This is a genomic window from Paenibacillus sp. N22P23, from assembly GCF_059383735.1.
Map to the genome: position 1 here is coordinate 671,554 of NZ_JBXENT010000003.1, position 20,025 is coordinate 691,578.

The 20,025-nt window shown below is 49.2% G+C and carries 13 protein-coding genes, 11 tRNA genes and 1 rRNA gene; 1 reads left to right on the forward strand and 24 read right to left on the reverse strand.

Annotated elements, in window-relative coordinates; translation table 11 throughout:
- Window positions 1-6 precede the first annotated feature (6 nt).
- Entirely contained in the window at window positions 7-2,109 is a 2,103-nt protein-coding gene (locus AC506A_RS18095; RefSeq protein WP_495462405.1) for a DUF6259 domain-containing protein, read from the reverse strand.
- 449 nt (window positions 2,110-2,558) lie between these two features.
- Entirely contained in the window at window positions 2,559-2,858 is a 300-nt protein-coding gene (locus AC506A_RS18100; protein ID WP_495462406.1) for a hypothetical protein, read from the reverse strand.
- Between the two features lie 248 nt (window positions 2,859-3,106).
- On the opposite strand from AC506A_RS18100, the gene AC506A_RS18105 reads away from it, so the two are divergent.
- Entirely contained in the window at window positions 3,107-4,087 is a 981-nt protein-coding gene (locus AC506A_RS18105) for an aldo/keto reductase (protein WP_495462407.1), read from the forward strand.
- A gap of 317 nt (window positions 4,088-4,404) precedes the next feature.
- Here the strand turns inward: AC506A_RS18105 and AC506A_RS18110 are convergent, their stop codons facing one another.
- From AC506A_RS18110 to AC506A_RS18215, 22 genes are all read right to left on the reverse strand, one after another.
- On the reverse strand, window positions 4,405-4,620 hold the full coding sequence (locus tag AC506A_RS18110) for a YrzR-like zinc ribbon domain (RefSeq protein ID WP_495462408.1): 216 nt from the start codon (window positions 4,618-4,620) through the stop codon (window positions 4,405-4,407).
- A 764-nt stretch (window positions 4,621-5,384) separates the two neighbouring features.
- Window positions 5,385-7,217: a glutamine--fructose-6-phosphate transaminase (isomerizing) gene (glmS, locus tag AC506A_RS18115; protein WP_495462409.1), complete on the reverse strand. Its 1,833-nt coding sequence runs from the start codon at window positions 7,215-7,217 to the stop codon at window positions 5,385-5,387.
- 764 nt (window positions 7,218-7,981) lie between these two features.
- The gene (glmM, locus tag AC506A_RS18120; RefSeq protein WP_495462410.1) at window positions 7,982-9,328 is read right to left on the reverse strand and encodes a phosphoglucosamine mutase; all 1,347 of its coding nucleotides are present in this window, start codon (window positions 9,326-9,328) and stop codon (window positions 7,982-7,984) included.
- A gap of 57 nt (window positions 9,329-9,385) precedes the next feature.
- Entirely contained in the window at window positions 9,386-10,813 is a 1,428-nt protein-coding gene (locus tag AC506A_RS18125) for a CdaR family protein (RefSeq protein WP_495462411.1), read from the reverse strand.
- Window positions 10,806-11,645 carry a diadenylate cyclase CdaA gene (gene cdaA / locus AC506A_RS18130; RefSeq protein WP_495462412.1) on the reverse strand — a complete coding sequence of 280 codons (840 nt, stop codon included), beginning with the start codon at window positions 11,643-11,645 and terminating at the stop codon, window positions 10,806-10,808. The genes AC506A_RS18125 and cdaA overlap by 8 nt, the downstream gene beginning before the upstream one ends.
- A 138-nt stretch (window positions 11,646-11,783) precedes the next feature.
- Window positions 11,784-12,407 carry an anti-sigma factor family protein gene (locus AC506A_RS18135; RefSeq protein WP_495462413.1) on the reverse strand — a complete coding sequence of 208 codons (624 nt, stop codon included), beginning with the start codon at window positions 12,405-12,407 and terminating at the stop codon, window positions 11,784-11,786.
- Window positions 12,408-12,530: 123 nt separating this feature from the next.
- Entirely contained in the window at window positions 12,531-13,097 is a 567-nt protein-coding gene (gene sigW, locus AC506A_RS18140; RefSeq protein WP_495462414.1) for an RNA polymerase sigma factor SigW, read from the reverse strand.
- A complete protein-coding gene (locus AC506A_RS18145) occupies window positions 13,094-14,017 on the reverse strand; it encodes a DMT family transporter (RefSeq protein WP_495462415.1) in 924 nt (307 codons plus the stop codon). Before AC506A_RS18145 ends, sigW begins: the two co-directional genes overlap by 4 nt.
- A gap of 351 nt (window positions 14,018-14,368) precedes the next feature.
- Window positions 14,369-17,176 (reverse strand): phosphoenolpyruvate carboxylase, encoded by a 2,808-nt coding sequence (ppc, locus tag AC506A_RS18150; RefSeq protein ID WP_495462416.1) that lies wholly within the window; start codon window positions 17,174-17,176, stop codon window positions 14,369-14,371.
- Between the two features lie 327 nt (window positions 17,177-17,503).
- A tRNA-Gly gene (locus AC506A_RS18155) sits at window positions 17,504-17,577 on the reverse strand.
- 9 nt (window positions 17,578-17,586) lie between these two features.
- Window positions 17,587-17,663: transfer RNA gene (locus AC506A_RS18160), tRNA-Pro, on the reverse strand.
- 25 nt (window positions 17,664-17,688) lie between these two features.
- Window positions 17,689-17,765, reverse strand: a tRNA-Arg gene (locus AC506A_RS18165).
- Between the two features lie 3 nt (window positions 17,766-17,768).
- Window positions 17,769-17,843 (reverse strand) — tRNA-Gly (locus AC506A_RS18170).
- 159 nt (window positions 17,844-18,002) lie between these two features.
- Window positions 18,003-18,845, reverse strand: coding sequence for an ABC transporter ATP-binding protein (locus tag AC506A_RS18175; RefSeq protein ID WP_495462417.1), 843 nt, complete (start codon window positions 18,843-18,845; stop codon window positions 18,003-18,005).
- A gap of 299 nt (window positions 18,846-19,144) precedes the next feature.
- A tRNA-Leu gene (locus AC506A_RS18180) sits at window positions 19,145-19,224 on the reverse strand.
- A gap of 32 nt (window positions 19,225-19,256) precedes the next feature.
- Window positions 19,257-19,332 (reverse strand) — tRNA-Lys (locus AC506A_RS18185).
- A 9-nt stretch (window positions 19,333-19,341) separates the two neighbouring features.
- Window positions 19,342-19,416, reverse strand: a tRNA-Gln gene (locus tag AC506A_RS18190).
- Window positions 19,417-19,422: 6 nt separating this feature from the next.
- Window positions 19,423-19,498, reverse strand: a tRNA-Val gene (locus tag AC506A_RS18195).
- A gap of 16 nt (window positions 19,499-19,514) precedes the next feature.
- Window positions 19,515-19,589 (reverse strand) — tRNA-Glu (locus AC506A_RS18200).
- Between the two features lie 17 nt (window positions 19,590-19,606).
- A tRNA-Thr gene (locus tag AC506A_RS18205) sits at window positions 19,607-19,682 on the reverse strand.
- 4 nt (window positions 19,683-19,686) lie between these two features.
- Window positions 19,687-19,762, reverse strand: a tRNA-Asn gene (locus AC506A_RS18210).
- Window positions 19,763-19,868: 106 nt separating this feature from the next.
- Window positions 19,869-20,025, reverse strand: a 23S ribosomal RNA gene (locus tag AC506A_RS18215); the annotation flags it as partial.

The following is a 20,025-nucleotide window of genomic DNA, read 5'->3' on the forward strand; positions in this document are numbered from 1 at the left end:
AGCATATTAAACCCGTACTTCAAACGCGCGGTATGCCCATGGTTCCAACTCTAGCACTGCCTTATTCAGCACGACCGGCACCCGCTCTCCCGTCACGCGGTCGAACAATACGCCGGATGGTACGGGAATTTCTAATAAAACCGTAACCGGCTCGTCTGTCGGATTCCCAACCGTAAGCACATACTCAACGCCTTCGAACAAATTCGCTATACCATTTTCAGCTTCAACATCGAGCGAAGACATCGGATTTTCGCTGATTTCGGGATACGCATCGTAATAATCCCGCGTTATTCTACCATACGGAGCCATGAGCTCGTTCGACGAGGCATGGGTATAAATGTGCATCCCGTTGACTGCGTTAAACAAGTGATTCTTGCGGATGTCTACAGGCGAAGAGTCGGTATGGGCGTAACTTTCGAATATTTTCAAATCGGAATGCAGGAAACGAATATAAGGAATGTCAAAATGGTACCTTGCCCAATCATGCGTATGAGACAGGAAGCCGTCAGCAAATTCTGCTGCCAAATCAGAAAAGCCTTCTATAATGAGCACCGTGCCAGGATTTACTTTGTCGAGTGCTTCCCTTATTTTCCGAAGCAGCCTGCGCAGTCCCCAGTTCCAAAAGTCAGGATGGCTATGCGGATGATTTGGATCGTAATTACGATGGTTGTAGGTCGCGCAAGAGGAGTCGAGGAAGAAACCGTCGATGCCGGTCGTTCGCACGATATCTGCGCATGTCTCAGCCAGCCAGTTCTGGTATTCCTCGTTCGCCAAATCCATGTGCCAGAAGTCTCGATAATGCTCTGTGCAGGAGCCGTCTTCTTCCTGCAATGCCCACCGTTTGCCCTTGCTTAGCCCGATACGGGACTGCTTCCACATGATTAGTCCTTCGATGTAATAGAGAATGCGCCCGCCTCGGCGATGGACAGCCTCTACGCCTTTCTTGACCGCTTCGAAACCTCCGAGATTTTGTGCTGCGAAATAGTAGTCTCCTCGGTTAAGCCAGTTTTTGAAGGTGGTTGCCATTTCCGCATCGTGGAATCCCATGACATGGAACATATTCGCACCAAGCGTTTCTTTGTGCGCTGCAAGTTTAGGGTAATCGTAGAAGGATTGGCCTTCCTTTACCATTTGATCGCCCATGTGCTCGGCTAAGAAAGTAGTGCGCTGATACCACTCGGCTGGAGACTTTCGAATTGGAATGTGGGATCTTCGTGAACGCACCCACTGCGCCCCGGATTTCCAATTTCCCGAGTACGCATAAGTTCGAATTGGGCCAAGATCGACGTACTCGACAGCCATGCCATGATTTGAATAGGAGATCGTGCCTTCGCTGCCGTTAATTTCATTCTTGTTTGACAGCCCATCCTTGCTTACTCCAGAAAAGCACCTGGAATGGCATACACCGGCGAACGGGCCGTCATCGCCTCCGCCTCCGTCGAAATAATCGTTAATCCAGAAATCATGATGCGTTGAATAGCGGGATACTTGTCCAAAATCGTTGCCCACCGCATATTCCCGTCTGACGCAAGCACCCGGGTCCGCCGTCAAATCAGCGCGGTTGTCGTCCAGAAATGCAATCCCTCTGCCCGCTCCTTCAACCAAGAACGAAGGGGATGTCAGTGTGCCAACATAAGCATTCTTGTAATTTGCTTCGTTGAGCGGACTCAATACGGCCCCCGCAATATGCGGAATGATGGCCCTCGCATCGCTCGCATTGCCAAAACTGAATTTTGATAGCAGCGGGAAATAAATATCTACATCTACGGACTCATCGCCACGCCATGCCGCCTGCCCCCTCCAAGTCGCCACATGGCCTTCCGTTTCGATGATCAGAAAGAGCTGAAGCGGCAACCGATCATGCCCCAATTCCACACTCATCTTCCATTCGTTATGTTCCATGTTCAGAACGCGAAACGACTCCATCCCGTACCGACCGGCATACTTTCCTCTAGAGACCACGACCGTCAGGGGATTACCTGGCAATCCTTCGACCGATTCTATCAGTTCCCCGTTCGCTTCCGTACTCATTCCGACCAGACGGATGCGCTCTTTCACATGCTCAAATGTAAGTACCAGCCCCGGTCCACATAAACGAACAACCGCCATTCACCATACGCTCCCTTAGTGATCTGATTGATTAAACTATCTAGTAGATTAGCTTGCTTGCTCATGATTAATCGTAGCTTTGCTCAAGCTCGGTTTATACCCTATAATCTCGGGAAATGTAACGCACAATTAGGATTTCCACGGAAGATGTTCGGAGAATACAGCAAAAGTCGCCGGGTCTCGGACCAGGCGACTTTCATTAATAGTGGCGAAGCAACCATCTGCCAGATGGTTCGCCTTTAGTTCATTTGATAAAATCTATTCCAGCTTAGTTACCGATAAACGTGAAAGGTTTTAGACCGCTTCATGAACTAACGCCTCGCAATACTTGAATGATTTCTTGATAGAATTCATAGCCAAGATGGAATTGAACTAGTTGTTTACAGGTAAAACGGAATATGGATAAAGTAAAACGAACATGATGCACTAAAATGCCGGGCTTTGGCTGTTTATTTCATATCGCGAGGTAATACGAGCGAATCCTTTATCTCGTTTAAAAGCGAGTTCTGCTCCTCCTGCAGCGCCTGCACCCGCGCACTGTATTGTCGACGGATTGCAATGAGAGCGTTCACTGACGCCTCTTGCAGTTCCTCTTCCAAGGCTTCCCGCCGATCCTCGTACGCAGCGATCGTGATACGCATCCGTTCGCTAGCCATCCCGAGCTCGGCTAGCGTCTCTTCCTTCTCTCCCTTCTTCCCAAGGAAACTGAACAGTTCCTGCAAATCGACGACTAGTCCGCGTCCATTCATCTTTTCCATCCCCCACTCGATATCTTTCTATGAAATATTATCGACAATTCATAGGGAAGCTATGCCGGGCCCGGCATAACGGTCTCCCCTATACGTAGGCGTGAACGTTTTGAAGCGTCCGCTCCAGCTTGCAGAATGGACTCGTTTCCGATTCCGAGGGTAATTGTGATCCCATTGAAAAAACGTTACGATAGAGTCAACAGCGAGATTAGCAGACTCCGTTTGAAGAATTCAGAGGAGGAATCAAAATGGATTACACCCGTCTGGGCCAAACCGGCCTGGAGGTATCCAGACTATGTCTGGGCTGCATGAGCTACGGTATCTCGACAAGAGGAACGCATTCATGGACGCTGGACGAAGAGCGAAGCCGCCCCTTCATCCGCAAGGCGCTTGAGCTGGGCATCAATTTCTTCGATACCGCCAACGTTTACTCGGACGGCACGAGCGAAGAAATCGTCGGTCGCGCGCTGATGGATTTCGCCCGGCGCGAGGACGTCGTCATCGCGACCAAGGTTCACGGCCGCATGCGACTCGGCCCGAATGGTGCCGGCTTGTCGCGCAAAGCGATTCTGAGTGAAGTCGACGACAGCCTGCGAAGACTCGGCACGGACTATATCGATCTATATCAAATTCACCGCTGGGACCCGCATACGCCGATCGAGGAAACGATGGAAGCGCTGCACGACGTCGTCAAATCCGGCAAGGCTCGCTATATTGGCGCTTCGTCCATGTACGCCTGGCAGTTTCTCAAAGCGCAGTTCGTTGCAGAGAGACATGGATGGACCAAATTCGTCAGCATGCAAAATCATTTGAATCTGCTGTACCGCGAGGAAGAACGGGAAATGCTTCCGCTCTGCCAAGATCTCGGCGTAGGCGTCATTCCATGGAGCCCGCTGGCCCGCGGCCGCTTGACGCGCGACTGGGATGAAATCAGCGAACGTTCGGAATCCGACGCGTTTGGCAAGACGCTGTATACATCCGCCGTCGAGTCAGACCGCGCGATCGTCGAAAGCGTCGGACGAATCGCGACCGAGCGCGGAGTACCGCAAGCACAGGTTGCGCTGTCCTGGGTACTGAGCAAATCCGCGGTCACGGCACCGATCATCGGCGCGACGAAGCCCGGCCATTTGGACGACGCGACTGCGGCGCTCTCACTTGCTTTGACTTCCGACGAAATCCGTAAGCTGGAAGAGCTGTACGTGCCGCATCCCGTACTGGGCTTTAATTAACACGGGAACCTGACAAGCGTGCAGCTTGCCCGAAACTGTACCCGCGGAAGAGAAAGCCCGTATGTACATAATTCAGCACCAAGAGGCGGCCTCCGAAATTTTGGAGACCGCCTTCTTCATAGCCGATATAATCGCAGCAACCGGTACAGTCCTCAAAAACGCCTAGATAAAGCAGATCGGTACGATGTGAAGATACAAGCCCTTAATGAGATCCTCTGCGCGATATGCAATAAATCGGCCTGTAATAGCACCGTCTTTCTTCTCGCTTCCTTCCGACGGCGGAACGCAAAAAGAGATCTGTGCTGACAAATTGCAAGTCAAGTCAGAATAGATCTTATTTCTGTATCTTGAGGTTTAACAACCTCTTGCTCCGTGAACAAATCATTCAATGAACTGAGCGTTCCATCCTTTTCGACCTGATAAACATCGAGCTTCTCGCCGATGAGACTCATTTCGATACAACAATTCCAGCAAAAATATTGATGAGGACCGATCCTTCCTATATCGATTGAGTTGCAATTAATACATTTCAATGGTAAAAGCTCCTTTCTTGTCATTTGGTATTACTACTAGAGTTGCCGAATTACGACTCGTATAAACGATAATCGTTCAAATATTGCTAGAATTTAAGAATATGAACAACACCGGTAAATATGAGCGGACTTTTATCCGACGATCCACGCAAGCAAAACAGCCCTCTTCGATGTTGGTAGCGGGCTTTTTCATTTTTTTTCGCAAGCCTCCGTTTGCACTATTGATCTTTCCAGCGCGGATGAAAATCGAGATGAGTCATTGGCTGGTATTCCGACATAGAAGGGCTATGGGACGAGTGGCCAATGGCTATGTGTGCAGAGTAACCTCCCATTAGAGCAATTAATTCTAGTTTGCTACTAATGAAAGGTTCTAGACATTGCTTTTTGAACAACCGTATCCTAGTATTTGAACGAATTCTCGTTAGAATACATAGTCAAGATGGAAGGAACTTAAAGTATCTATTTTTAAAAGTAAAGCGGAGTATCGATCGAATAAACGAACGCGATGCGCTAAGCTGCGGGCATTGATTGTTTTACTAATTAGGAATTTTTTCTTTTCATATTACGAAAAGGACCGAGGATACTTTCCCTCGGCCCTTCCTTACGTGTGTGGTGCTTCCCCTGCAACAGGATCTTAAACTTAGTAACAAATACACACACACTTTATTATGCAGTTACAAACTTCTTTTATCAGTTACAATCTATATTTTGCAGTCATATACAATATTTAACGCATTCACAACTACTGATTTCGACTTCTAACCCTACTCCACCGTAACACTCTTCGCCAAGTTACGCGGTTTATCCACATCATTACCACGTGCCAGCGACGCATAGTATGCAATCAGCTGTAATGGCACAACCGACAATGCCGGCGAAAGAAGCGGCAGCGTCTTCGGAATCGCGAAGAGCTCATCAACCGACTTCGCAACTTCACCCTCGAAGCCTTCGTTCACAACGCCAAGTACATGCGCGCCGCGAGCTTTCACTTCTTTAATGTTGCTAAGTGTTTTCTCGTACAGATCTTCTTGCGTGATCAGCGAGATTACCGGAATGCCCTCTTCGATCAAAGCAAGCGTACCGTGCTTCAGCTCACCCGCAGCATAAGCTTCGGAGTGAATGTAGGAGATTTCTTTCAGCTTCAGCGAGCCTTCTTGCGCAACTGCAAAGTCTACGCCGCGGCCGATGAAGAACAGGTTGTTATGCTTCGAAAGCGACTCCGCCACTTGCTTCAGCACAGGCGCTTTATCAAGAATGCTTTCCACTTGCTCAGGCAGCTGATGCATCGCCGTTACAACGCCAGCGATCCATTCTTTATCTTTTGTTCCGAGCGTGTCAGCAAAGAACAAACCAAGCAGGTAGAACGCGATCAATTGGGACGTGTAAGCTTTCGTCGAAGCAACCGCGATCTCAGGTCCTGCTTGCGTGATGATCACATCATCCGCTTCGCGGGAAACCGAGCTGCCAACGACATTCGTAATGGCCAGAACACGTGCGCCGCAGCGTTTCGCTTCACGCAGTGCAGCCAGCGTATCAGCCGTCTCACCGGATTGGCTAACTACGATCACAAGCGTGTCTGGCGTAATGATTGGGGAACGGTAACGATACTCCGAAGCCACATCCGTTTCAACCGGAATGCGAGCCAGGTTCTCAAGTACAGTTTTACCAACCAAACCAGCGTGCATCGCCGTACCGCAAGCGACAATGTGAATCTTACGGATCGCACGAATCTCATCCGCTGTCATGCCGATTTCGTTCAACTCAACGGAACGGCCATCATCCGAAATACGGCCCATCATCGTGTCGCGGTATGCTTTTGGCTGCTCATAGATTTCTTTCAGCATGAAGTGATCGAATCCGGCTTTCTCCGCCGTTACCAAGTCCCAATCGACATGGAATATTTCCTTGGAAATAAATTCGCCTTCAGTCGTCATCAATTCGACACCGTTCTTCGTCAAAATCGCCATTTCACCGTCATTCAGAATATACACTTTGCGTGTATGCTCTAGAATTGCCGGAATATCCGATCCAATGAAGTTCTCGCCTTCGCCAACGCCGATAACGAGCGGACTAGCGAAACGAACAGCAACCAAACGTTCCGGTTCATACTCTGTCAATACGCCAAGCGCATAAGCGCCGCGCATCCGTTTAACTGCACGTTGTACAGCCTTCACGATATCGCCATCGTACTCATCGGCAACCAGATGGGAAATAACCTCGGTGTCCGTTTCGGATACGAACTTGCAGCCTTTTGCGATCAGCTCATCCTTCAAATCCAGATAGTTCTCGATGATGCCGTTATGCACAACAGAGAACTTATGCGTGTTGTCTGTATGCGGATGGGAGTTAGCATCGGACGGCTTACCATGTGTTGCCCAGCGCGTATGACCGATACCAACAGAGCCTTCAAGCGGCTGTCCGTCTAACTTCTGCTCTAAGTTTGCAAGACGACCAATCGACTTACGCACTTCAAGACCATTCTTCGTGAAAACAGCAATACCTGCCGAGTCATAACCGCGGTATTCCAGCTTCTTCAAACCCTCGATTAAAATATCCTGCGAATCCCGTTTACCAATATATCCTACAATTCCACACATATGAATAGACCTCCGTATTGGGTAGTTTACCCCGCTTCAACGGTTGCCATGAGAAATGAATGCGTCGGCACAAAGCCGTCTCAGTTCGCCGGCATCGTCCCTGCTAAGGTTCGAAATTTTATCAAAAAAGACAATAAGAAAGAAAGCGCACCTTCATGTGCGTTTTGAAAAATAATAAGGAATTAGTCCGAACACAACGCAATAGAGACAGCCCCTCTGTGGGTTGCTGCCACTGCCCGTGAACATCTGCAATCTTACATCCACACACTCCAGCCTCCGTTGCTGCAGGTGCTTCTATATCCTATGGAGCATTTTACCGACCCTTTGTCAGCCCGGTCGCCCGGTCTATTTGAGTATCGGCTTACGGTTAAATGCAATACCGGGAGGTCCCCGCCGAACATTCCGAACACCTCCACCTCGTCAGCTTGCCGCTTTATACACCCGACTACTACCCGCATGGCCATTTCCGAATGGACCGTGCAGCAGCTGTATAAACCCTTGCAAGCTCTGGCGCTTTGTCATGCTAACAACCTCTATCCTCACTTTCGCTTCCTGAATGATACTTCTCCTACTATATTCATTTTTATGCGATGGTGCAACAAATAATTGTGGAAACCGTTTACAAACGGTACATATTTTCCAGGAGCCTATCTAACTAAGCCGCGATCCTAATATTACAAAAGCAACCCTAGACGCTCGCAGTAACTGCGTATGTCTAGGGTTGCCCGATCACTACAAGTTATGAATGATAATGCCGCAATTTGCTACTCTGCGCCAAGCTCTGCACGCACGGTGTCTACGATGCGGGCTACATAAGCCTCAACTTGCTCTTTATCCGGACCTTCTGCCATGACGCGGATAAGCGACTCTGTCCCCGATGGGCGCACAAGCACGCGGCCGTTGTCGCCCAGCTCCTGCTCCACTTCGGCGATAACAGCTGCAATCACCGGATTGTCCTTGTACGTGCTCTTATCTGCAACACGCACATTAATCAGCACTTGCGGATATTTGCGCATCAATTTTTTCTGTTCACTCAGCTTCTTGCCTGAACCAACGAGAGTATCCGTCAACTGCAATGCAGTCAGAATACCGTCACCTGTCGTATTGTAATCGAGGAAAATAACGTGGCCGGACTGCTCGCCGCCCAAGTTAAACCCACCGCGGCGCATCTCTTCCATCACGTAACGGTCACCGACCGCCGTTTGTGCCGTATTCAAACCGATTTTGCTTGCAGCCTTGAAGAAACCGATGTTGCTCATCACTGTCGTGACGACTGTATCGTTGTTCAGCTTGCCTGCCCGCTTCATCGCATCGCCGCAGATGCACAGAATGAAATCGCCATCGGCTTCTTCACCATTCTCGTCAATGGCGATCAAACGATCTGCATCCCCGTCAAAGGAAAGACCAAAATCCGCGCCATGCTTCAGTACTTCTTCACGCAGATATTCCGGATGCGTCGAACCTACGCCTTCATTGATGTTAAGTCCGTTCGGCTCAGCGCCGACCGTGATGATTTCTGCGCCTAGCTCACGGAATACAGTTGGTGCAATGGAATGCGCGGAACCGTTCGCACAGTCAAGAACGATCTTTAACCCTGCGAAGGAATGCGTAACCGTCGTTTTCAAGAAGTCGATAAACTGGCGCTTCGCCGTTTCATCCACCGTAACCGTACCGATATCTCCACCTTCAGGGCGTGGCAATTCATCCACTTCTGCATCCATCAAGCGCTCGATTTCGAGTTCTGTATCATCGGAGAGCTTGTAGCCGTCTCCGCCAAAGAATTTAATGCCGTTATCTTCTACCGGATTATGCGAAGCGGAAATCATGACACCCGCATCTGCTCCAAGCACACGTGTTAAGTAAGCAACGGCAGGCGTCGATACAACGCCAATACGTACAACGCTTGCCCCAATGGACAGCAGGCCCGCAATCAGCGATGCCTCCAGCATTGGACCTGATATACGGGTATCGAGCCCGATAACTACCTTCGGCTTCTCAGCCTGACCGGCAAGAACATAGCCGCCGCAGCGACCGATTTTATAAGCAAGCTCAGGCGTGAGCTCGCGGTTTGCAACACCGCGTACACCGTCTGTTCCAAAATATTTTCCCATTGTTCCAAAATCCCCTTTATCTATTCTAAAATAGGCATCAATCAACGATTGGCTCCGCTAAGGCACCGATGTTGCTGTGTTCGTGTTCGTGCTCGAATTGGCTGTACCGTCACTATTACCTTGGCCATCACCGGCAGGTTCATCTCCGGATATCGCGTCTTCCCCGCCATTCACAGCCTCGGAATCGGGAGTGGTGGTCGCCGGATCTCCTCCGGTATCTCCTCCACCGTCTGAATCGGTAATCGTCTCCGTGCTGTCTGTAATCTCTACGGTAATCGTAATCGGCGCATTTGGTGCTTGATCGACGAACCGCGGCAAATGTACCTCAAGCGGAACATCATGACTGCCTGGCCCAAGTCCGCTTAAATCAGCAATCAGCTGAACATCCTTGGATTCAAGCCCGGCCAGAACGTTCGAAGCCCCTTTCACAATGGCATCAACCATGCCGTTTGGAGGGATCGTTACTTTCGCGTTCAAGCCTTCTGACAGTCCAATCATCTTCACCGGCAAATGCGACATCACCCTCGTCTCGGCGAGCACAATCGAATACTCGAACGTGACTGTCAGCGGATCAACTGTGGCAATTCCTTCAATTGGAGGGATGTCGAGCTCCATCGTACCTGATTCTGTCAGCTTCGACAAGTCAATTGTAATGCCATCATAATAGTCATACTTGTCCAGCACATCCTGAGGTCCGTACACCGTAATCTGTTCCACACTCTGCTTAAAGGAAGCAATTGCATATCCGTCTGCGAGTTTGCCCGTGAATCCAATTTGCAGCGGCAGCTTCTTAAACGGCTTCGTAATCGGAATCTCCACTTCAACCACGCTCGGACTAATGACTGCGTCTGTCAGCTCATTGCCTTCCTTATCGAAGGCGATAAGCTTCATTTTCTTATCATTAACCGTCTCTTCTTCACCCTCGACCGATACCGTTCCGCCGACCGATGCGACCAAATCCATCTGATCCTTCGGCAGCGTCACATGGACGCGGTTATTTGGTTTCACGACGGGCTGCCCGATTTTGTACCCTTTACCCGGCACGCCATCGGTCTTAACCGTGACCTCATATTCTTTCGTAACGATGCGCTCTAATACGACCGTCACATTACTCGGCCGCACTTCGATGAGCTCCAGTCCACGAGGCAGGTTCACCTTAACCGGAAGCACCTTGCGCCCTTCAGTTGCTTGACTGAGATCGACCGTGACTTGGTAGTCATTGTTGCGTGAAGCAATTAGAAAATCCGACTTCGAGCCCTGTACCGTTAAATGAACGACTTCCGGATCAAGCAGCCTTAGCGCATAATTCTTATCGTCCATCCCAATTGGCGTCACCTGAACCGCATCAATCTCCTGCGTTTCCGTTAGCGTTGCCACTGTATTAGGCGTTTTCTCCGAATCGAAATGGACAACAGCCCACATCAATATCCCAATCATCAGCGAAAGAATCTTAATCGCCGTCGGATGGCTTAGCCACTTATCCATGCTGTTTGCCTCCTTTCCGTTTCCAGAAAGGTTTCTTCGCGCCCTGACGCTCACGCGCTTTGGAGTTCGGGTTCAGCTCTTCGAACAGCTTCGAGATCAGCGATTCTTCTTTAATGTCACGAACAATCATCCCGCCGACCGCAAGCGAAATCTGCCCAGTCTCTTCCGAGACGACGATGGACACAGCATCACACACTTCGGTGACGCCAATGGCAGCACGATGCCTTGTCCCTAATTCCTTGCTGATGAAAGGATTCTCCGACAGCGGCAAATAACAGCCCGCGGCCATAATTTGACTGCCTCGAATAATAACGGCTCCGTCATGAAGCGGTGTATTCGGAATGAAGATATTAATCAGCAGCTCCGAGCTCACGAGTGACTCCATTTGGATGCCGGACTCAATGTAATCCGACAAACCGGTATTGCGTTCAAAGACGATCAATGCGCCGATTTTGCGTTTAGCCATATAATTAAGCGACTTAATGATCTCACCAATCCGCTCACTAATGTCCCGCTCCACTACAGAGGACCGACTAAATAGACTGCCTCGTCCGAGCTGCTCGAGCGCCCTGCGAAGCTCCGGTTGAAAAATAATCAGAATCGTAACGACCCCGAACGTAAACATTTGATTCATGAGCCACTTGAGCGTATACAAATTAAACCAGGTGCTGATGGCCCATGTCGCAACCAGGACAATGATCCCTTTCAGCAGCTGAACCGCTCTTGTACCTCGAACAAGCAGAATCAATTTATAGATAATATAGCTAACAACGGAAATATCAATGAGATCTTTGATCCATTCTTTCCAAGTCAAATCTGCAAAATAGTTCATCTGCCAACCCCCAAAGACCAAATGCCTGGGCATTCTAATTCTTTTATCGGATTTCTAACTTTATTATTTTCTAGAACCGGGGATGCAAATCCTTTTTTTTTCACAAAAAAACCTCCCGCAAGAGGAGGCAGTCAAAAATCAATAGGCCAAACTGCTGATGGAATGCGTAACTTTGTACCAAAACCAGTCCAGCGCCTGGTCAATCTGCTTCACTTCTCCGGATATATGTGCGGTAGAGGCTTGATACAACGAACCCGAAATCACGGTTACATCGCCTTCTACATCGCCTAGTACGTTTGCTTTGCCATTCTCAACCGTAAGATCTCCCTTTAAATGAGCCCCCTCCGGCACGGTAACCGTATCACCTTCAATAATAACCTGTGCAAGATCTCCACCGCGTACGGTAAGATCATTATCCTGCTGCCACATGGCGAGGAAGCTTGAGAACATCACAAAGGCAAATACAGCCGCAACCGAAACGGCAGGATGATTACGAATCCAGCTGGCGAAACCGATTTTACGGCGTTTCACCGGCAGCGAGCTCATAATGCGGTTGGTAAGCTGTGCGGATTGATGCGGCGAAATCGTTAAGCGAGTGTCCATCATCGTATGTGTCAGCGCTTCTGTCCGTTCCAACTGCTCAAGCCTGATGCAGCATGATTCGCAGGAATCTATATGAAGTTTCAATTCAGCCAGATCATCGTGAGGCAACTCATCATCCAAATAATCATGCATCAGCATGATGGCGACGTTGCAATTCATAGCAGCCATTCCTTTCTTCGTTAGTTACAGTAATATACGTTACGTGTTGAAGGCCGCGATGTTTCACTTTTTTCAAATATCCGCACCTGACCAAAATTTAGCTTTTCTGGATTCCGCATCTGTCTACAGCTTATGCTCCAGTTTCTTACGAAGGAACTCCCGACCGCGATGAACACGGGTTTTCACTGTCGTAACCGGCATATCGAGCACATCGCCGATTTCCTGCAAGGACAGCTCCTCCAAGTACCGAAGCACCATAACCGATTTATATTTAGCCGGCAGCGTCTCAATGGCTTGATGAATGATTCGCTGCGTATCCGACAGCAGCATCTCGCTCTCCGGCGTACGGTTATCACTTGGGATCATGGCGTAACCATCAAGACCCTCATGTTCACCTGACTCTGCATCTAAGGAATACACAGGCTTTCTCTTACGCAATCGGTCGATACATAAATTCGTTGCGATACGGTAGATCCAAGTGGAGAATTTCATCGTATCATCATAACGCTCTAAATTTTTGTATACACGCAAAAATACATCCTGTACCACGTCCTCAGCTTCCTGACGGTTGTACAGCATTCGATAAGACATATGATAAAGCTTGTCCCGATAAAGCTCCACAAGCTCTGCAAAAGCTCGTTGATCGCCTTTCAAAGCTAACTTGGCTAATCTCGCCTCTACTGATTTCAATGCTTCTCCTCCAAACGCGCCGAGTTCCCCTTCCGTTTACCGGTCGGCAATTCGGCTATTCCGATCCCTGCTACAATGAGCAAGATACCAACTACTCGCCACACGCTGAACGGCTCTCCAAGGATGGTCCAAGCCGTCAGTATTACTACGGGCAGCTCTACGGAGCTGAGCAATGCAGACAAGCTGCTGCCTATGCGGGGAATCCCGATATTAAACAACAATGTGGGTACCACTTGGGCCAATGTACCAAGAAGCAATCCCCACCGAATCAGCGCCGCTTCTCGACTTGCTGAGAAGGCCCCAGAGCCATAAAGTAGCGTGATGAGTATAAATCCCGCACTGACCATGACAGCAGAGCGTATAACAGTATCCTGCTGCCCCTCAAACTGTCCCGTCCACCATATAAACAAGCTATAGGACACGGCGGATAAGAACCCTGCTAGGACACCGGTGATACTCACCATTGTCAGCTCGCTCTCCAGCAGACCGACGGCAAGCACCGTGCCGATCATCACGATAACAATCGCCAGCATACGTAATCTGCCAGGCCATATCCGTTTCTGAATACTGTCTAGCAAGATGGTAATCCATGTAAACTGAAAAAGCAATACTATGGCAAGTGACGCGTCTAATCGCTGCAGCGCCAAATTATATAGAATTGTCGTCATCGCAAGCCCACAGGTCCCGATGAGCACTAACTTAGGCCACGGCCCACGTAGAGGATTCCGCCACCGCTTCATCCTTACCAGCGCAATCAGCCACAACATCACCATCGCAATGCCCGTCTGATGAACGGTCACTTGCCCTTGGGTAAAGCCATCCTCATACGCTTTCTTAATAAGAACTGACATTAATCCGTAGCTTGCAGCCCCTGCCAGCACACAAAGAAGGGACAGCCAATAGATCGGATCCCTCTTCATGCGAAGCCGCCTCCTCTGTCCGATGAACGGATAACAACGAGAAAAAGGGCCGGACCCCGGGCGGACAACAGCTGTCCGGGCGTCCAGCCCCTCTTATGATTGTTATGCTACATCTGATGAAGGGATGCTGCATGAGCCGTAGGGCTCATGCAAACCAATCAAATTCGACCAATGCTGCTGTCCCCGTAGGGGCACGCAAGCCAATGGTATCGCTGAATGCTGCATGAGCCGTAGGGCTCATGCAAACCAATCAGCATCGACCAATGCTGCTGTCCCCGTAGGGGCACGCAAGCCAATGGTCGTCGACCAATGCTGTCTGGCCTACCAGCCAGCCAAGCCAATGGTCGGGCATCAACCTGTATTACGAAGTCCCGCCGCTATTCCGTTAATCGTGAGCAGCACTTCACGCAGCAGCTCTGGATCGTCGGCTTCACCGTTTTCACGTTTCTCGCGCAGTTCTTTCAACAGCTGCACTTGCATGTAGCTTAGTGGATCTACGTATGGGTTACGCAGACGGATCGATTCTTGGATAACAGGAACGTTGTCCAGAATATCCGCTTGGCCTGTAATTTGCAAAATAAACGAAGATGTCGTTGCATACTCTTCCTCGATTTGAGTGAAGATGCGGTCCCGGATCGTCGTATCTGAAATCATACCGGCATATTCTTTGGCAATTTGCAGATCGGCTTTCGCAAGCGCCATTTGCAAGTTATCAATTAATGTGGTGAAGAACGGGAATTTCTCGTACATGACACGCAGCGTGTTCATACGCTTCTCATCACCTGCGACATACCCTTGCAGTGCCGTTCCGGCTGCGTACCATGCAGGCAGCAAGTAGCGGCTTTGTGTCCAAGCGAATACCCACGGAATGGCGCGCAGATCTTCGAAACGATCGCTTCCTTTACGTTTAGCAGGACGGGAACCGATATTCAGCTCGCCAACCTCAGGAAGAGGTGTCGACTCTTTGAAGAACGTCATGAAATCCGGATCACGGAAAATCAGATCCTGATACTTCGTCAGCGCCGTCTCCGAGATCCCACGTGCAATCTCATCCCACTCAGCAGTTGCTCCCGCTTCTTGTTCCGGATATTTCGCTAAACGCGAAGCTGTAACCAGCGCCCAAGTCGCTTGCTCCAAGCTTCGGTAAGCAATACCCTTCATCGAGTAACGGGACGACAGAACTTCCCCTTGCTCCGTAATCTTAATGCCGCCACCAACCGTATGAGGAGGCTGTGCAAGAATGCTGCGGTTCAGCGGCATGCCGCCGCGGCCAAGCGCTCCGCCACGACCGTGGAAGAACTTCAGCTTCACGTCGAACTTCTTAGCTGCGCTGGTAATCGCATTAAGCGCTACGCGCAGTTCCCAGTTCGCCGTAACCACGCCGCCGTCTTTGTTGCTGTCAGAGTAACCGAGCATGATCTCATGCAGATTACCGCGAGCTTCAACAGATTGACGGTAGATAGGCAGTGCAAACAGCTGCTCCATAATGCCAGGTGCCGCATGCAAATCGTCGATTGTTTCAAATAGAGGTACGGCTTGCAGCGTGCAGCGAACTTGACCGTTTGCTTCCTTGCGGAACAAACCGACCTCTTTGGCAAACACCATGACTTCGAGCATATCGCTCGCGCCTTGAGTCATGCTGATCAGGTAGCTGGAGATACAGTTCACACCGAACTCAGCTTGCGCACGGTAAATCGTATGGTAAACATCCAAGCACTCGCGAGTGCTCTCGGAATATTCAAAATGCGGTGAAGTAAGCGGACGCGGATCGATCAGCAATTTGTGCAGCAGCTCGATCTTCTCGTCTTCGGTCAAAGACGCATAATTATCCACGATGTTCATGTTGGCAAGTACTTCAGTCATTGCATTCTCATGCTCTTTACTGTGCTGGCGAACATCCAGTGCAGCGAGATGGAATCCAAACAACTCGACTTGGCGAATCAATTTACGAATGTGCGTATCCGCAACATAATCGGCAAAATGATTACGCAAACTTCTGTCGATGATAAGCAGGTCTTCTTTCAGCTCATCCGCGCTGTTATAACGCTTGACCGAACCCTTAAATGCATCCTTTGACGTATTAGCGAGCTTCTCCAGCATATAGCCGAGTTTAACCCGGTAAGGTTCTTTATCATTGCGCCAAAGATCCACACTGCGAGTGTCGATTAGTTGACGATCCTGCTTAATCGATTCCTGCAGCTCATCCGAAACTTCAATGATATTCGTGCTGAAGCTGAGCTGGCCCATGACTTCTTTCAGAAGCTCCTCATACTTTTCCAGTACAAGTCCGCGCTGCAGTGTTAAAGTCTCCCAAGTTACTTTTGCCGTTACCGAAGGGTTGCCGTCACGGTCGCCGCCAATCCACGAACCAAAGCGGAGATACGTAGGTACATGCCAACGCTCTTCAGGATAGTACTTGTCCAAGCAGCGTTCGAGCTCTTCATACACACTTGGAAGCACTTCGAACAATGTCTCGTCAAAATAGTACATGCCATTGCGCACTTCATCTATAACTGTAGGCTTACGATCACGAAGTTCGTCCGTTTGCCACAAAGTCAGTACTTCATTGAGCAGCTTCTCACGTAATTTCTCACGCTCACGGTAAGTCAGCGTCGGGTTGTCCAACTCCATGACATCCGCTGCAATCCGCTGATGAATATCTAGCACTGCGCGGCGTGTAGCTTCAGTTGGATGTGCTGTCATAACAAGCTCAAGCGAAATATCTTCAATAATGCTTCTCACATTGCCTACATCAATACCTTGATCCTTGAGCACTTGAATAGCGCTCTCGATTGAACCTGGCTGTACCGTTTCCCCAGCAGAACGCTCGTAATCGCGTTTACGGCGAATACGGTGATTCTGTTCCGCAATATTAACGAGTTGAAAATAAATCGCAAACGCACGAATAACCTGATGACGCGTCTCCGGATTCAAAGCATCAATGACTGCAGTGAATTCTTCATACAGCTCCGGCAGGAATTGCGCACGCAGCGCTTTACTCATCTCACGGATTTTCTCTACATTCTCCAGCAGTTCATGACCGCCTTGGTGGACAAGTACATCCCCCAGAATGTTCCCCAAGAACCGAACGTCTCGGCGAAGCAAATTGTTTGATTGCGGCCGGTTGGTTGTGACAGTCGTTCCAGCATGTTCCGACATTCCCTAATCCTCCTCCAGGTTTCGCATGATGCAAAACCACCTCGTAAGCATAGTCTTTGTGTTTAACGGAGCAAAACCACTCGTAAGCAAATCTTCGGATTTAACGCATGAATTCTACTTGTCATGTGTATTTATACGACTCATTCTCAGATTCCAGGTCGTAAAATCATCAACATAAGCCAATTTAATCCGTATTGTCGATTTTTAACTTTAACCATCATACTACAAAATAACAGTCGGTTGAAGCTTTTTCACGCATGGAAGAATAAGGGTCGAACTATATAAAAATAAAAAGCCTTGGAGTACCAAGGCTTTGAATGTCGTTTATGGAGCGGGTGATGGGAATCGAACCCACGCTATTAGCTTGGAAGGCTAAAGTTCTACCATTGAACTACACCCGCAGAAGAAGATGGTCGGGATGACACGATTTGAACATGCGACCCCCTGGTCCCAAACCAGGTGCTCTACCAAGCTGAGCTACATCCCGTTATGTATCAACTGCATGAAAAGAATGGCGTGCCCTGAGAGATTCGAACTCCCGACCTTTTGATTCGTAGTCAAATGCTCTATCCAGCTGAGCTAAGGGCACTAATGGAGCGGAAGACGGGAATCGAACCCGCGACCCTCGCCTTGGCAAGGCGATGCTCTACCGCTGAGCCACTTCCGCATTGTATCAGTCGCTTTTTCTCAAGCGCGACAAGTAATAATATATCATGCTGAATTATGAAATGCAACCCTTTTCCCAAAAAAAATATGATACCTTTGCAATCGCCGGCGATGTGCAATAACCGGCGATGATTTGCGCTTATTGCACTGCTCTCACAGCCTATACCGACATACTTAGTGGCTTAGGAATCTCTTGCTGAACCGCCTCAGGCGCTCCTGTACGAGCCAATGCATAAGGCAAGCAAAGCGGCACACCTGAGCGAGGGTCTAGAATGATATCCGCCTCGATACTAAATACCTCACGCAGGACATCCTTATTCATTACAGCAACCGGTGTTCCTTCACCGACCACATTACCATTCTTAATCGCGATCATGTGATGCGCATACCTTGATGCATGATTCAAATCGTGAACAACCATGACAATGGTTCTGCCTGCCGTTTCATTCAAATGCTGCAATAGCTCCAATACTTCAAGCTGATGCGTCATATCTAGGAATGTTGTAGGTTCATCTAGGAACAACATATCCGTCTGTTGTGCCAGTGCCATCGCAATCCAAGCACGTTGACGCTGACCGCCAGATAAACGGTCGATTGGCCGATCTGCGAATTCCGTCATTCCGGTTTTCTCAACCGCCCACTGGATTACAGAACGGTCTTCCTTGCTCAATGAGCCAAAACCCTTCTGATAAGGGAAACGACCGTAGGAGACAAGCTCAGCCACTGTCAGACCATCGGGAGCCGTTGGATTCTGTGGCAGGATAGCAAGCTGCTTCGCCACTTCCTTCGTGGATTGTTTATGTACCGATTTGCCATCAAGCAGCACCGTTCCAGCAGAAGGGGACATTAAACGAGCCATCGTCTTCAGAATCGTCGATTTACCCGATCCGTTGGCTCCCACAAGCGCTGTGATTTTACCTTTAGGGATAATTATATTTAAGTTCTCGACAATAAGACATTCCTCATAGCCGATATTCAGCTTTGTTGTCATGAATGAATTCATCTATTTACAGCTCCTTGCAGAACAGACTGCCCTGCTTTGATAATATTTCTCATTACGTTCTATACCATGATAATCATTCTCAGTTGATCCGTCAAGTGTTAGAACGAGTTGATTGATATTATATCCCCATACATGGCATAACTCTGTGAAGAACTACTTATTATCGAATGAATAGTCACAACATTCAGGTAAAACTGTGGATAAGTAATGCAGTGATAGCAAGTGTTTCGCCGTTTATGCAATAGTTATCTACAGAGTTATACACAAAAAGACCCTCAACGAGGGTCTTCTGTTTGTGATGCGCGTAGAGGGACTTGAACCCCCACGGTCGCCCGCCAGATCCTAAGTCTGGTGCGTCTGCCAATTCCGCCATACGCGCGCATATACAATTCCATTCTCATTAGGTGAAAATGGTGAGTCATGTAGGATTCGAACCTACGACACCCTGATTAAAAGTCAGGTGCTCTACCAACTGAGCTAATGACTCAAACTAAAATGGCTGGGGATCTAGGATTCGAACCTAGGGATGACGGAGTCAAAGTCCGTTGCCTTACCGCTTGGCTAATCCCCAGTATACTGGTGGAGGCTGACGGGATCGAACCGCCGACCCTCTGCTTGTAAGGCAGATGCTCTCCCAGCTGAGCTAAGCCTCCGGGATTGAGGAAAAAATGGTGACCCGTAGGGGACTCGAACCCCTGTTACCTCCGTGAAAGGGAGGTGTCTTAACCACTTGACCAACGGGCCATCTTGCAAAAAATCACTGGAGCTCTCAACCGGAATCGAACCGGTGACCTCATCCTTACCATGGATGCACTCTGCCGACTGAGCTATGAGAGCATAATGGCTCCCCGAACAGGACTCGAACCTGTGACAACTCGATTAACAGTCGAGTGCTCTACCAACTGAGCTATCAGGGAACAGTATAATTCAGGAAACCTAACACCCTGAAAACTGGATACGAACCTTTGCGAAGGTCTTGTTTAGCTGATCTTGTCCGAAGTTGAACATCCGAGCGAATGTTCGTAGGATAAGCCCTCGACCGATTAGTATTCGTCAGCTGCATGCATTGCTGCACTTCCACCTCGAACCTATCAACCTGATCGTCTTTCAGGGGTCTTACATACTGGGAAATCTCATCTTGAAGGGGGCTTCACGCTTAGATGCTTTCAGCGCTTATCCC

What these genes read in the sequence shown, in the direction of transcription:
- glmM (WP_495462410.1), bottom strand. Translation starts at nt 9,328, where the DNA reads ATGGGAAAATATTTTGGAACAGACGGTGTACGCGGTGTTGCAAACCGC.
- glmS (WP_495462409.1), bottom strand. Translation starts at nt 7,217, where the DNA reads ATGTGTGGAATTGTAGGATATATTGGTAAACGGGATTCGCAGGATATT.
- AC506A_RS18105 (WP_495462407.1), top strand. Translation starts at nt 3,107, where the DNA reads ATGGATTACACCCGTCTGGGCCAAACCGGCCTGGAGGTATCCAGACTA.
- AC506A_RS18175 (WP_495462417.1), bottom strand. Translation starts at nt 18,845, where the DNA reads ATGAATTCATTCATGACAACAAAGCTGAATATCGGCTATGAGGAATGT.
- ppc (WP_495462416.1), bottom strand. Translation starts at nt 17,176, where the DNA reads ATGTCGGAACATGCTGGAACGACTGTCACAACCAACCGGCCGCAATCA.
- AC506A_RS18135 (WP_495462413.1), bottom strand. Translation starts at nt 12,407, where the DNA reads ATGAATTGCAACGTCGCCATCATGCTGATGCATGATTATTTGGATGAT.
- AC506A_RS18100 (WP_495462406.1), bottom strand. Translation starts at nt 2,858, where the DNA reads ATGAATGGACGCGGACTAGTCGTCGATTTGCAGGAACTGTTCAGTTTC.
- cdaA (WP_495462412.1), bottom strand. Translation starts at nt 11,645, where the DNA reads ATGAACTATTTTGCAGATTTGACTTGGAAAGAATGGATCAAAGATCTC.
- AC506A_RS18145 (WP_495462415.1), bottom strand. Translation starts at nt 14,017, where the DNA reads ATGAAGAGGGATCCGATCTATTGGCTGTCCCTTCTTTGTGTGCTGGCA.
- AC506A_RS18095 (WP_495462405.1), bottom strand. Translation starts at nt 2,109, where the DNA reads ATGGCGGTTGTTCGTTTATGTGGACCGGGGCTGGTACTTACATTTGAG.
- AC506A_RS18125 (WP_495462411.1), bottom strand. Translation starts at nt 10,813, where the DNA reads ATGGATAAGTGGCTAAGCCATCCGACGGCGATTAAGATTCTTTCGCTG.